This is a genomic window from Collimonas fungivorans Ter331, from assembly GCF_000221045.1.
In the GTDB taxonomy this organism is placed as follows: domain Bacteria; phylum Pseudomonadota; class Gammaproteobacteria; order Burkholderiales; family Burkholderiaceae_D; genus Collimonas; species Collimonas fungivorans_A.
Genome location: NC_015856.1, coordinates 4,552,383 through 4,565,332, shown reverse-complemented (window position 1 = coordinate 4,565,332; position 12,950 = coordinate 4,552,383). Strand labels below are relative to the sequence as shown.

The window sequence follows — 12,950 nt, the reverse complement described above, 5'->3', positions numbered from 1 at the left end:
CAGGATCATAGATCGTTTCCTTCATGCCGTTGGAACGCCACATGTTGTAAACTTACACGATGCAAACATATCTTTTCGTTCTGGTGGCGCTGCTATATATAGGCTGCACCTTTTTGCCGTCGAGCCGGCGCCAGACCATTTCCATTGTTGTCGCCGTCGCCTGGGTGCTGCACGGCGGCGTGCTGTGGTCCGACGTGGTCGGGCCGGAGCAGCTGCGGGTCGGGTTTTCGATGATGCTGTCGGCCACCTTGTGGGTGTCGGTCGCGGCCTACTGGCTGGAGAACCGCAACTATACCTTGGACGGCCTGCGGGTCCTGGTGCTGCCGATGGCGGCGCTGGCGGCGATTCTGCCGGCCATATTCCCGGGCAACATGGTGCCGCTGAACGGCAAGTCGCCGGTGTTCCTGTGGCATATCGTGATTTCCATCCTGGCCTACAGCACCCTGACCATCGCCGCGTTCCATGCAGTGCTGATGGTATTGCAGGAGTCGCGCCTGCATACCCGGCCGGGCGTGGCGAAAGCCGGCTGGTTCGGGGTTGCGCTGGATCGCTTGCCAGCCTTGCTGACCATGGAAAAACTGCTGTTCCGCCTGATTGCCTTCGGCTTTTTCCTGTTGACGCTGACGGTGTTATCGGGTGTGGTGTTTTCCGAGGAGCTGTTCAACAAGGCTTTCAAATGGGATCACAAGACCATTTTCACCATGTTGTCATGGGCCTTGTTCGGGCTGCTGCTGGCCGGCCGCAGGTGGCAGGGCTGGCGCGGCCGCACTGCGCTCAGCTTTACCTTGACCGGGTTTGCCGTTTTGTTATTGGCGTATGTAGGGAGCCGCTTCGTGCTTGAAGTTGTGTTGCATCGGGTATTAGTATGAAACTGATTATTTTAATTGTCGTCGTCCTGGCCGTCATCGTCTGGCTGCAGCGCCTGAAAAAGAACCTCACCCAGCATCGTCCCGCACCAGGCGAGCCGACCTTCAACAGTGGCGCCGCGGCTTCCGCCGCCAGCGATTCGCCGCAGGCCGAGGCGATAGTGGCTTGCGCCCATTGCGGCCTGCATTTCCCGGCATCGGAGGCCCTGGCCGATGCTTCCGGCGCGGTTTTTTGCAGTGCGGAACACCGTCGCCTGCATTCGACCTGAACGCGCCCACTTGAACCGTTATGCACATTCCCGTCGAAGCCGGCGCTTGAGCGCGCGCGGCTTGCGGCTGCACGTTCCATTGTGAGACAAGAATGAGACAAGAATGAGACAAGAATGAGACAAGGCGCGCATGGTTAGCCCCAACCCCAGCCACACTGCGCTGAACGGTAAGCCGGATACGTTCTGGCGCACGCTGCAGACATTCAACGTGACCCGGATCGTGGTGGCGATGGTGATGCTAGCCTACCTCAGCACCCAGAGCAAAAACGAAACCTGGTTCTCGCAGCTGTTTACCAATCCGCAGACCTGCAGCGTCTACCTGCTGTGCGCGGCCCTCTTCACGCTGGTCACCGCGTATTACCACCGCCATTACATGGCGCAGATAGTGCTGCCGATCACGGTGGACATGATCGCGGTGTCGATCCTGTACATAGGCGCCGGCGGCGCCAAGGGCGGGCTGGCGATCCTGTATCTGTTCCCTCTGGCCGGCGCGGCCATCCTGGCGCCGCTGCTGGTGGCGCTGCTGTTTGTCTCGATTGCGACCATGGTGCTGCTGGCGGAAAGCGGCTACCAGATACTGCAGTCGGCGCCGGATGCCTCCTCCCTGCAAGCCGGTTTGTATGGCGGCGCTTTCTTTTTTGCCGTGCTGGTGATCAACCGGCTGGCCGACAAGCTGATCAAGCAAGAGGAGCTGGCGACGCAGCGCGGCAGGGACCTGCGGGTGCAAATGGATATCAATCGCATCGCGATCAAGGACATGGGCGACGGCTTGCTGGTAGTCGATCCGCTTGGCACCCTGATCATGGCGAATCCGGCGGCGGAGCGCATGCTGGGCCTGTCCTTGTCGGATGAAGAACAGCAGCACAAGCTAAGCGATTATGCGGTGCTGGCGCCGATAACCGATGCCTTGTTTGCCTGGGAATCGCGGGTCGGCGACCTGCCGCATGCGGTTTCGCCGGCAGTGGGCGAGGCTGTATTCGTCACCATCAAGCATACCGATGACCTTGGCCAGGACGCTGCCGCCATCGACTGGAGCGGCCGGCGCGAACTGGCGGCGCATTTGAAAGTACGCTTTGCCGCGGTCCGGATGCGCGAGCTGAGCGAGTACCGCGCGGTCATCTTTTTGCAGGATGTCAGTGAAATCGAGAACCAGGCCCAGCAGCTGAAACTGGCGGCCATGGGGCGCCTGACCGCCAGCATCGCGCATGAGGTGCGCAACCCGCTGGCGTCGATTTCCTATGCCGCCACCTTGCTGGCGGAAGAGGCGACCGACGAGGCGGAGGCGCGCCTGCTGACCATCATCGAAGACAACGTAGCGCGCCTGAACCGCATGATTGAGGATATCCTGAAGCTGTCGCGCAAGGCGCAGCGGCAACTGGAACCGATTTTGCTGGCGCCCTTGCTGCAGGATATCGTCAGGGATGTCAGGCAGACCCATGCGGTGGCGCCGGCCGCGATCGATTTGCAGATCGACGCTGCGGACCGGCAGAGCGTCTGGTTTGACCCTTTGCATCTGCGCGAAGTCGTGACCAACCTGCTGTCGAACGCGGTGCGTTACGCCAGCGGCCAGCCGGGCGGAATGCGCTTGCAGGTGATGTCCAGTGTCGCCGGGCGGCTGGAGCTGCATGTGCAGGACGACGGCGAGCCGATTTCGCCGGCGGTGCGGGCGCACCTGTTCGAGCCGTTTTATACCACCTCCAGCAAGGGCACCGGGCTGGGCTTGTTTTTGGCGCGCGAGTTATGCTTGAATAACGGCGCGTTGCTCGATTATGAATACCGGCATGATGTCCAAGGACAGAATTCCAGCCATGTGAGTGGTCGTTTTGTTATTGCGTTTGCTGCCCATGACCCTGTGTCTCCTGATTAGAACTGACTGAAAAAGACGAATGCCATGAGCTCACCCCGTATCCTGGTTGTTGACGACGAAGCGCACCTGCGCGAACTGCTGGAAATCGCCTTGGTCAAGATGGGGCTGGATGTCGACAGCGCCGACAGCCTGGCCGCCGCGCGCAGCCATCTGGCGCAAAACGACTATGCACTGGTCCTGACCGACATGCGCCTGCCGGACGGGCTCGGGATCGAGCTGGTGCGCGAAGTCAGCGCCGGCGAAAAGGTCATACCGATTGCCGTGATCACCGCCTACGGCAGCGCCGACAATGCCGTCATGGCGCTGAAGGCGGGCGCTTTCGATTATTTGTCGAAACCGGTGGCGCTGGACCAGCTGCGCCTGATGGTGCAATCGGCGCTGCGCGTTGGCAAGCCGGTGGAAAACCAGCGTCCGGCGGCGGACTCCAAGCTCCGCGCCGGCTCAGGCTCGGCGCTGCGCCTGATCGGCCAGTCTGCCGCCATGCAGGAATTGCGCACCCAGATCGTACGCCTGGCGCGCAGCATGGGCGCCGGTGGCGATCACCGGCGAGTCCGGCAGCGGCAAGGAGCTGGCGGCGCGCGATATCCATGCGCTCAGTCCGCGCGCCGACAAGCCGTTTGTCGCCGTCAACTGCGGCGCCATCCCGGAAGCCTTGATGGAAGCGGAGTTCTTCGGCTACCGCAAAGGCGCGTTTACCGGCGCCGCCGACGACCGCGACGGTTTTTTCCAGGCTGCCAACGGCGGCACCTTGCTGCTGGATGAAGTCGCCGATCTGCCGCTGGCGATGCAGGTCAAGCTGTTGCGCGCGATCCAGGAGCGCCGCGTGCGCAAGGTCGGGGCGACGGTGGAGGAGGCGGTAGATGTCCGCCTGGTCAGCGCCACCCACCAGAATCTGGCCGAGTGTGTCGAATCAGGTAGATTTCGCCAGGATTTGTACTATCGTTTGAATGTCATCGAATTAAAATTGCCGCCGCTGCGCGAGCGGCTGGACGACATCGGCCTGCTGGTCGCCGCGATCCTGGCGCGCTTGTCGACGTTTACGCCGCAGGCGGAACAGGTGACGCTGGCGCCGGCGGCGTTGTCGGCGCTGTGCGCCTATGCATTTCCGGGCAATGTGCGCGAACTGGAAAATATCCTGGAGCGGGCGCTGGCGTTTGCCAACGACGGCGTCATCGAAGTGGCGGATCTGGGTCTGAAGGGCGGCCAGGGGCGGCCAGCGGAAATGCCGGACTTGGCCGATCACTACAGCGAGGCCGCAGCGGTTGCCGGCGTGCCCATGGCGGCGAACCTGGAATCGGCTGCGCCCGGCGCGGCGGTGCAATTGATTGGCGGCGAACTGCCGTCGTCGCTGCCGGACTATCTTGACGATATCGAGCGCGACGTCATCCGGCAGGCGCTGGCGCGCACGCATTTCAACCGCACCAAGGCCGCCGATCTGCTGGGCATCAGTTTTCGCCAGCTGCGCTACCGGATGCAGAGATTGTCGATCCACGAGCAAGATTAGGACCAGGTAACAATGACGGAGCAGCAAAAACCGCTTCCCCCAAGTTTTGAAATCGGCGCAGACGGCTGGTGCCGTCCCGATGAAGTCGTGCGCCAGTCTTCCCCCAATTGCGACGCCAGGCCGGAAGGCTGCGCCGCCGATCTGCTGGTGATCCATAACATCAGCCTGCCGCCAGGGCAGTTCGGCGGCCCTTATATTGCCGACCTGTTCGGCAACCGCCTGGATTACGACGCCCATCCCTATTTCGAACAGCTGCGCCCGCTCAGGGTTTCTTCCCATTTCCTGATACTGCGCGACGGCGGGGTCGTCCAGTTTGTCTCCGCCAACGACAGGGCCTGGCATGCGGGCGCATCGTGTTTCGAAGGCCGTGAGCGCTGCAATGATTTTTCAATCGGCATCGAGCTGGAAGGCAGCGATTTCGAACAATTTTCCGCGCTGCAATATCGAGCGCTGGCGGCATTGACCCATGCCCTGCAGTTGCGTTACCCTCTCGCCGCGGTCGCCGGACACGAGCATATTGCCCCCGGCAGAAAGACCGATCCAGGTCCGTTTTTTGACTGGACCCAATACCAGCAAGCCTTAGCCGGGCATGCACCAAAATCGCCGGGCGCACCTGCGCTGCGCTTTCCGGCCATAGATAAAAAAGTCAATTGAATAGTCTCTTTTTGTATATAAAAAAGATCGTACTTTTGGATTGCATCGGCGAGTTCTAGGTACTACAATTAGTAAAAATCAAATCCAGAGAACTATATGTAGTGTTTGTAGTGTCTTTTCTCGTATTTCGTCCTTGGTTTGCTTTGCATGGTCTGTCCACCTATGTGGTGTTTTGTTTTTGTACTCATGTCAGTATAAATGCAGGTGTCGGACAGGCTGCTCAGCGGCCTCCGGGTTTGTTGGCGGTCTTCGCCAACCATTCTTTTAACGCTGGTTTTTCTCTTTTTATCTTGATTTGGGCATCGGTCGCGAACGCCTGCCGACAGGCAGTCGCTGGGTCAGCAGCTGATACAGCATTGGCTGATGCAGTAATAACAGTATATGAACCATCAACGGTTCCAAGGTTCTAATTAATAACAGCAGGCGTAATTGTTTCGCCTGCTTTCACAGTCTCGGGAGGCTCAGTGCAATCTACTCAAGAAATTTCCGTTAAATCATCAGCCGACATCGCTGGTGTTCAGCCATCCACCGGCAGCGGCTCTCCCGTCAAGGTATCCAGCAGTTTCGGCGACTACCGAATCATCCGCCGCAATGGCGCCGTAGTCGGTTTTGAACCGTCCAAGATCTCGATCGCCGTCACCAAGGCATTCCTCGCCGTCAACGGCGGCCAGGGTGCGGCATCGGCACGGGTGCGAGAGCTGGTCGAACAGCTGACTTCGAACGTCGTCGCCGCGCTGGTGCGCCGCCAGCCGAATGGCGGCACTTTCCATATTGAAGACATCCAGGACCAGGTCGAACTGTCCCTGATGCGCTCCGGCGAGCACGACGTGGCGCGTGCCTACGTGCTGTACCGCGCCAAGCGCATGGAAGAGCGTTCACAGCAGCAGACCGGCGCCAAGCCGACCGTAGCCGGCACCGAATTGTTCGTGACCGAAGACGGCCAGCGGCGTGTGCTCGACATGGAACAGGTGCGCAGCCTGATTACCGCCGCGTGCATCGGCCTGGAAAAACATGTCGACGCTGAAGCCATCCTGGCCGAGACCGTCAAGAACCTGTACGACGGCGTGCCGGTCGAAGAACTGCACAAGTCGGCGATCCTGGCGGCGCGTGCGCTGATGGAAAAAGACCCTGCCTACAGCACGGTTACTGCGCGCCTGCTGATGCACACGATCCGCAAGGAAGTGTTCGGCAAGGAAGTGGCGCAAGCCGATGCGCCGGAGGCATACCTTGAATATTTCCCGAAATTTATTAAAAAGGGTATTGAAGCCGACTTGCTGGATGCCAAGCTGGCGCAATTCGACCTGAAAGCACTGGGCGAAGCATTGAAGCCGGAGCGTGACCTGCAATTCGGTTACCTCGGCCTGCAAACCCTGTACGATCGTTATTTCCTGCATGTCCGCGAGATCCGCATCGAAATGCCGCAAGCGTTCTACATGCGGGTAGCGATGGGCCTGGCGCTGAATGAAGTGAACCGCGAAGCGCGCGCCATCGAGTTCTACAACCTGCTGTCCAGCTTCGATTTCATGAGCTCGACGCCGACCCTGTTCAACTCGGGCACGCAACGCTCGCAGCTGTCGTCCTGCTACCTGACCACCGTGGCCGACGATCTCGACGGCATCTACGAAGCGATCAAGGAAAACGCCTTGCTGGCCAAATATGCAGGCGGCCTGGGCAACGACTGGACGCCGGTGCGTTCGCTGGGCGCCCATATCAAGGGCACCAACGGCAAGTCGCAAGGCGTGGTGCCGTTCCTGAAAGTGGTCAACGATACCGCCGTCGCGGTCAACCAGGGCGGCAAGCGCAAAGGCGCGGTCTGCGCCTACCTGGAAACCTGGCACATGGACATCGAGGAATTCCTCGATCTGCGCAAAAATACCGGCGACGACCGCCGCCGCACCCACGACATGAACACCGCCAACTGGATTCCGGACCTGTTCATGAAGCGCGTCATGGAAAAGGGCGAGTGGACCCTGTTCTCGCCAAGCGATGCGCCGGACCTGCACGACAAGGTCGGCAAGGCCTTCGAGGAAGCGTATACCGGCTACGAAGCCCGGGCCGCCCGCGGCGACCTGCGCCTGTTCAAGAAGATCCAGGCGCTGGACCTGTGGCGCAAGATGCTGTCGATGCTGTTTGAAACCGGCCATCCATGGATCACCTTCAAGGACCCATGCAACATCCGTTCGCCGCAGCAGCACGTCGGCATGGTCCACAGCTCCAACCTGTGCACCGAGATCACGCTCAACACCAACGAATCCGAGATCGCCGTGTGCAACCTGGGCTCGGTCAACCTGCCGGCCCACATGAAAGACGGCCAGCTGGACCACGCCAAGTTGCAGAAAACCATCAATACTGCGATGCGCATGCTGGATAATGTGATCGATATTAACTATTATGCAGTGAAGAAGGCGCGCGATTCCAACCTGCGGCACCGTCCGGTTGGCCTCGGCATCATGGGTTTCCAGGATTGCCTGCACATGATGCGCGTGCCTTACGCCTCGCAAGCAGCGGTTGAATTTGCCGACAAGTCGATGGAAGCGGTCTGCTACCACGCCTACTGGGCGTCGACCGAACTGGCGGAAGAGCGCGGCCGCTACAGCAGCTATCGCGGTTCCCTGTGGGACCGCGGCATCCTGCCGCAGGATTCCCTGAAACTGCTGGCGGAAGAGCGCGGCGGTTATCTCGAGGCGGACATGTCCGCTTCGCTGGACTGGACCGAACTGCGCGGCCGCATCAAGGAATTCGGCATGCGCAATTCGAATTGCGTGGCGATTGCGCCGACTGCGACTATCTCGAACATTATTGGCGTATCGGCTTGCATCGAGCCGACCTACCAGAACCTGTACGTGAAATCGAACCTGTCGGGCGAATTCACCGAAATCAATGAATACCTGGTGCGCGACCTGAAAGCGCGCGGCTTGTGGGACGAAGTGATGATCTCCGACCTCAAGTACTTCGACGGCAGCCTGGCCAAGATCGACCGCATTCCGCAAGACCTGCGCGACATCTACGCCACCGCATTCGAAGTCGAGCCGTCCTGGCTGGTGGAAGCGGCGTCGCGTCGCCAGAAATGGATAGACCAGGCACAGTCGCTGAATATCTACATGGCGGGCGCATCCGGCAAGAAGCTGGATGAAACCTACAAGCTGGCATGGCTGCGTGGCCTGAAGACCACTTATTACCTGCGCACCATCGGCGCGACGCATACCGAGAAGTCGACATCGAAGACCGGCGCCCTGAACGCCGTGTCGGTAGATGGCGGCGCCAGCGGCGGTGCGGCAGCGACATATGGCACTGCCGCTGTTGCAGCCGCGCCACAGGAACTGGATGGCCCGGCGTGCACCATGCGTCCCGGCGATCCAGGATTCGAAGAGTGCGAAGCTTGCCAGTAACAGCTGTCAGATAACGAAACAATTGCAAAGAAAGTAGGGTGGGCGGTTTTTCTGCCCACGCGTTACGGAAGCAAACGTGGTGACGGTTTTGAAGTCACGCGTGGGCAAGGTTGCCCACCCTACGAAAGATAAAGGAATAAAGAATGCTCTCCTGGGATGAAGAAAAAAGTTCGGCCCCTCGTACCGTGCCGGCGCAACCGGCATTTGCTCCTTCGGGGCGTCCGCAGATGTCCGATACCGCTCTCAACCCGGCATTGGTGGGGCAGGCGGCTGCCGCACCTGCAGTCGATGTCACGCACCGCGTCAATGCTGCGGACAAGCGCATCATCAACGGCCATACCGACGTCAACCAGCTGGTGCCGTTCAAGTACAAATGGGCCTGGGACAAGTACCTGGCCGGCTGCGCCAACCACTGGATGCCGCAGGAAATCAACATGCAGCGCGATATCGAGCTGTGGAAGAACCCGAACGGCCTGACCGAAGACGAACGCCGCCTGGTCAAGCGCAACCTGGGATTCTTCGTCACCGCCGACTCGCTCGCCGCCAACAATATCGTGCTCGGCACCTACCGCCACATCACCGCGCCGGAATGCCGCCAGTACCTGCTGCGCCAGGCTTTCGAGGAAGCGATCCATACCCACGCCTACCAATACATCGTGGAATCGCTCGGCTTGGACGAGGCGGAAATCTTCAATGCCTATCATGAAGTCAAATCGATCCGCGACAAAGACGAGTTCCTGATCCCCTTCATCAATACGCTGACCGATCCTGAATTCAAGACCGGCACTACTGAAAACGACCAGAAATTGCTGCGCTCGCTGATCGTCTTCGCCTGCATCATGGAAGGTCTTTTCTTCTACGTCGGCTTCACGCAGATCCTTGCCCTGGGCCGCCAGAACAAGATGATGGGCGCGGCGGAACAGTATCAATACATCCTGCGCGACGAGTCGATGCACTGCAATTTCGGGATCGATCTGATCAACACAATCAAGATGGAAAACCCGCATTTGTGGACGCCGGAATTCCGCGACGAGATCAAAGCGTTGTTTTTAAGCGCAGTAGAGTTGGAATATCGCTACGCAGAGGATACAATGCCGCGTGGAGTGCTCGGTTTGAATGCGCCAATGTTCAAAGGTTATTTGCGGTTCATCGCAAATCGCCGCGCGCAACAGATCGGACTGGACCCGATGTTCCCTCAGGAAGAAAATCCCTTCCCCTGGATGAGCGAGATGATCGATCTGAAAAAAGAACGCAACTTTTTTGAGACTCGCGTAATCGAATATCAAACAGGCGGTGCCCTGAACTGGGAATAAAGGCTTCAGATCTCGGACAAGAATATTGAAGTGGATGGACGAGGTAAATGGAAACCTGCAGCGCTTAGTACTATAAAAAAGTCTGCAAACTAAAAGGTGATTTCCAAATTTAATGAATAGCCAAAGACAGAAACGTACTTATCTGTTGTCGCCGCTTACCCCGATTCAGTCGGGTTTGGCGGCGTTTTCTTTGGAAAAACCAACCGTTTTGTAACAGAATTCCGACGCCGGCATAGCCGCTGGCGTTTTTTTGGCCAAGGATCGCAGCCGACAGGTGATGCGAATTCTTCCTCCCGGCCCGGAAGCCGGGACAAGAACCTTGACCAATAATGGCTGAAGTGCTGCATCAATGAGGGGATGGAGCAGTTCAGCTGGTGCCGAATTCATTAGCGCAAGCAGAGTTGATTGCGCCGATGAATAATCCGCCGTTCCCATCGCGATGGGTTCGTCGGGTTTCCAACTTGGAGCTTGATTTTTTCCATCACGTGAAGGAGAAACAAAATGGCAACAGCAACAAAGAAACCCGCAGCGAAGAAACCCGCTGCGAAGAAGCCGGCAGCTAAAGCAAAACCAGCAGCTAAGAAACCAGTTGCTAAGAAAGCTGTCGCGGCCAAAAAGCCAGTAGCTAAGAAAGCAGCAGCAAAACCAGCAGCCAAGAAACCGGTTGCCAAGAAAGCTGTCGCGGCCAAAAAGCCAGTAGCTAAGAAAGCAGCAGCAAAACCAGCAGCCAAGAAACCGGTTGCCAAGAAAGCTGTCGCGGCCAAAAAGCCAGTAGCTAAGAAAGCAGTAGCAGCAAAACCAGCAGCCAAGAAGCCGGTTGCCAAGAAAGCTGTCGCGGCCAAAAAGCCAGTAGCCAAGAAAGCAGCAGCAAAACCAGCAGCCAAGAAGCCGGTTGCCAAGAAAGCTGTCGCGGCCAAAAAGCCAGTAGCTAAAAAAGCGGTAGCAGCCAAGAAGCCGGTTGCTAAGGCAGCAGCGAAACCAGCGGCCAAAAAGCCGGCAGTTAAGAAAGTCGCGGCTAAGCCAGCAGCAAAAAAGCCAGTAGCTAAAGCTGCAGCGAAACCTGCTGCAGCCAAGCCAGCTGTCAAAAAGGCCGCAGCGAAACCTGCAGCCAAGAAGCCAGCAGCCAAGCCAGCGGCGCCAGCAGCAACAACCGTGCTGAACCCGGCGGCAGCCTGGCCTTTCCCAACTGGCACACGCCCGTAATTAGCGTTTGTCGGCTTACCTGATTCAGTTCAGGTATATCGCCCGCTGAATGGCCTAGCGCCCTTCAGCGGGTTTTTATTTGCGGCTACGGGTATCGGCGCAGCAGACTGCTGCGATGCGTGTGGCGCCCGCCCTGCAGACCTGTCAGCGAACCTGAAATAACTGCTACGATAGCCAGCTGGTAAGTCCGTTCTTTTCTTGAAACGTGGCGTTCGCCCACAGGCTCTACATCTTCCACCCGAATTCGGGTAAGTTATCAGTAAATGGGCTGGGTCGTCGCGGATTGACGACGGCTCGCCTGCATCGTTGCCTCATCTGGAAAGGGAAACACGCCGTGCTGCAGAACATTTTCACCTTGATTATCGAAACCATCGCCAGCGTCCTGGGCGGTGTCCTGTTGCTTCGATTCTGGATCCAGGCGGTGCGGGTGCGACCTCCGCAACAGCTGGCGCAATTCATTTTTACCTTGTCCGACTGGGCTGTGCGTCCGCTGCGGCGCTTGCTGCCAGGGGTTGGCGGCTATGACTGGGCCAGCCTGATAGGCGCGGCCCTGGTGGCCGTCATCTGCATCCTGCTGGAGCTGGGCGTCAGGTCGGCGCTGAACGCTTCGCTGATCTTCAGCCTGTCGGCGCTGCTGTTTTTCCAGTGGGTATTCTACGGACTGATTGCGCTGCTGATCATCGAGGCGATCTTTAGCTGGGTGAACCCGAACGCACCCCTGGCGCCCTTTGTACGGGCACTCAATGAACCGCTGCTGCGGCCTTTGCGCAGGATCATCCCGCTGATCGGCAATATCGACCTGTCGCCGCTGGCGGCGCTGATACTATTGCGGGTGGTGCACCAGCTGGTGATTTACCTGATCACATCGGTGGCATGAACCAAAACGCGGGCGTTGCATGGTGCTCCGATATTGCCGGCGGCGTCAGGCTGGCGCTGCAAGTGACGCCTAACGCCAAGAAAAGCCAGATCGTCGGGCCCCTGGAGAATGTACTCAAGCTGCGCTTGCAGGCGCAGCCTATAGAGGGCAAGGCGAATGAAGCGCTGGTGCGCTACCTGGCGGAACTGCTGGATGTGCCGCGCAGCCAGGTTGTCATCACCCACGGCCTTGCCAACAGGCGCAAAATTGTCGAAGCGCTTGGTCCGTCACTGAAGGCGGAAGCCGTCATGCGCAGTTTGCTGGCATTGGCGCAGTAAACTGCGGCCAAGAAAAGAAAAACGGCTTCCGATGATGAATCGGAAGCCGCGAGCCGGTACTCCGGGCAGACGCCGGTTTAAGCGTCCATCTGGCTTTGCAGGTAGTTTTGCAGGCCGACTTTGTCGATCAGGTCGAGCTGGGTTTCCAGCCAGTCGATATGTTCTTCGGTATCTTCAAGGATTTCCTTGAACAGTTCACGCGACACATAATCGCCAGCCTTTTCACAGGCAGCGATGCCGTCCTTGACGGTTTTTTGCGCGCCTTGCTCCAGTTTCAGGTCGCATTGCAGCATCTCTGGCGTCGATTCGCCGATCATCAGCTTGTGCAGCGCTTGCAGGTTTGGCAAGCCGTTCAGCATCAGGATGCGGTCGATCAGCTTGTCGGCATGCTTCATTTCGCCGATCGATTCTTCGTATTCCTTCTTGCCGAGCTTCTCCAGGCCCCAGTGCTTGTACATGCGGGCATGCAAAAAATACTGGTTGATTGCTGTCAGTTCGTTGGTCAGCTGCGCGTTGAGCAGCGTGATGATTTGTTTTTCGCCTTGCATGGGAACCTCGCTATGATGGGGATGCGGAGCGCGCAGCGATAAAGTCGGGGGATTTCTGGACTATATGCCGGCTGCTCGCTTGATCGGCGCGTCGTCTAAACGACTTTCAACCGAAATCGCAGCCATGATAGCGCATGCGATAA

The 12,950-nt window shown here is 58.5% G+C and carries 10 protein-coding genes and 1 pseudogene; 10 read left to right on the top strand and 1 reads right to left on the bottom strand.

The genetic code is table 11. The annotated features are described in order from the left end of the window. Window positions 1–59: 59 nt before the first annotated feature. The 10 genes and pseudogenes from CFU_RS20230 to CFU_RS20185 all read left to right on the top strand — a co-directional run bounded on the left by CFU_RS20230 (window position 60) and on the right by CFU_RS20185 (window position 12,259). Window positions 60–869 carry a cytochrome C assembly family protein gene (locus CFU_RS20230; protein WP_014007860.1) on the top strand — a complete coding sequence of 270 codons (810 nt, stop codon included), beginning with the start codon at window positions 60–62 and terminating at the stop codon, window positions 867–869. Further along, window positions 866–1,135: a PP0621 family protein gene (locus CFU_RS20225; RefSeq protein ID WP_014007859.1), complete on the top strand. Its 270-nt coding sequence runs from the start codon at window positions 866–868 to the stop codon at window positions 1,133–1,135. Before CFU_RS20230 ends, CFU_RS20225 begins: the two co-directional genes overlap by 4 nt. A gap of 130 nt (window positions 1,136–1,265) precedes the next feature. After that, window positions 1,266–3,002: a sensor histidine kinase gene (locus CFU_RS20220; protein WP_014007858.1), complete on the top strand. Its 1,737-nt coding sequence runs from the start codon at window positions 1,266–1,268 to the stop codon at window positions 3,000–3,002. A 24-nt stretch (window positions 3,003–3,026) separates the two neighbouring features. Beyond that, a pseudogene (locus tag CFU_RS20215) lies at window positions 3,027–4,506 on the top strand (sigma-54-dependent transcriptional regulator). Window positions 4,507–4,518: 12 nt separating this feature from the next. Then, a complete protein-coding gene (gene ampD, locus CFU_RS20210) occupies window positions 4,519–5,160 on the top strand; it encodes a 1,6-anhydro-N-acetylmuramyl-L-alanine amidase AmpD (RefSeq protein ID WP_014007855.1) in 642 nt (213 codons plus the stop codon). Window positions 5,161–5,624: 464 nt separating this feature from the next. Next, window positions 5,625–8,549: a ribonucleoside-diphosphate reductase subunit alpha gene (locus CFU_RS20205; RefSeq protein ID WP_014007854.1), complete on the top strand. Its 2,925-nt coding sequence runs from the start codon at window positions 5,625–5,627 to the stop codon at window positions 8,547–8,549. Window positions 8,550–8,692: 143 nt separating this feature from the next. Beyond that, window positions 8,693–9,862 carry a ribonucleotide-diphosphate reductase subunit beta gene (locus CFU_RS20200; RefSeq protein ID WP_014007853.1) on the top strand — a complete coding sequence of 390 codons (1,170 nt, stop codon included), beginning with the start codon at window positions 8,693–8,695 and terminating at the stop codon, window positions 9,860–9,862. A gap of 501 nt (window positions 9,863–10,363) precedes the next feature. After that, complete coding sequence (locus tag CFU_RS24105) at window positions 10,364–11,065, top strand: histone H1-like DNA-binding protein (protein WP_014007850.1); 702 nt, start codon at window positions 10,364–10,366, stop codon at window positions 11,063–11,065. Window positions 11,066–11,399: 334 nt separating this feature from the next. Further along, window positions 11,400–11,942 (top strand): YggT family protein, encoded by a 543-nt coding sequence (locus CFU_RS20190; RefSeq protein ID WP_041742541.1) that lies wholly within the window; start codon window positions 11,400–11,402, stop codon window positions 11,940–11,942. Further along, window positions 11,939–12,259 carry a DUF167 domain-containing protein gene (locus CFU_RS20185; protein WP_014007848.1) on the top strand — a complete coding sequence of 107 codons (321 nt, stop codon included), beginning with the start codon at window positions 11,939–11,941 and terminating at the stop codon, window positions 12,257–12,259. Before CFU_RS20190 ends, CFU_RS20185 begins: the two co-directional genes overlap by 4 nt. A 77-nt stretch (window positions 12,260–12,336) precedes the next feature. Here the strand turns inward: CFU_RS20185 and bfr are convergent, their stop codons facing one another. Further along, complete coding sequence (gene bfr / locus CFU_RS20180) at window positions 12,337–12,807, bottom strand: bacterioferritin (protein WP_014007847.1); 471 nt, start codon at window positions 12,805–12,807, stop codon at window positions 12,337–12,339. Window positions 12,808–12,950 lie beyond the last annotated feature (143 nt).

Excerpts from the sequence above, each read along its gene's own strand:
- CFU_RS20220 (WP_014007858.1), top strand. The coding sequence starts at position 1,266 with ATGGTTAGCCCCAACCCCAGCCACACTGCGCTGAACGGTAAGCCGGAT.
- CFU_RS20225 (WP_014007859.1), top strand. The coding sequence starts at position 866 with ATGAAACTGATTATTTTAATTGTCGTCGTCCTGGCCGTCATCGTCTGG.
- CFU_RS20230 (WP_014007860.1), top strand. The coding sequence starts at position 60 with ATGCAAACATATCTTTTCGTTCTGGTGGCGCTGCTATATATAGGCTGC.
- ampD (WP_014007855.1), top strand. The coding sequence starts at position 4,519 with ATGACGGAGCAGCAAAAACCGCTTCCCCCAAGTTTTGAAATCGGCGCA.
- CFU_RS20200 (WP_014007853.1), top strand. The coding sequence starts at position 8,693 with ATGCTCTCCTGGGATGAAGAAAAAAGTTCGGCCCCTCGTACCGTGCCG.
- CFU_RS20185 (WP_014007848.1), top strand. The coding sequence starts at position 11,939 with ATGAACCAAAACGCGGGCGTTGCATGGTGCTCCGATATTGCCGGCGGC.
- bfr (WP_014007847.1), bottom strand. The coding sequence starts at position 12,807 with ATGCAAGGCGAAAAACAAATCATCACGCTGCTCAACGCGCAGCTGACC.
- CFU_RS24105 (WP_014007850.1), top strand. The coding sequence starts at position 10,364 with ATGGCAACAGCAACAAAGAAACCCGCAGCGAAGAAACCCGCTGCGAAG.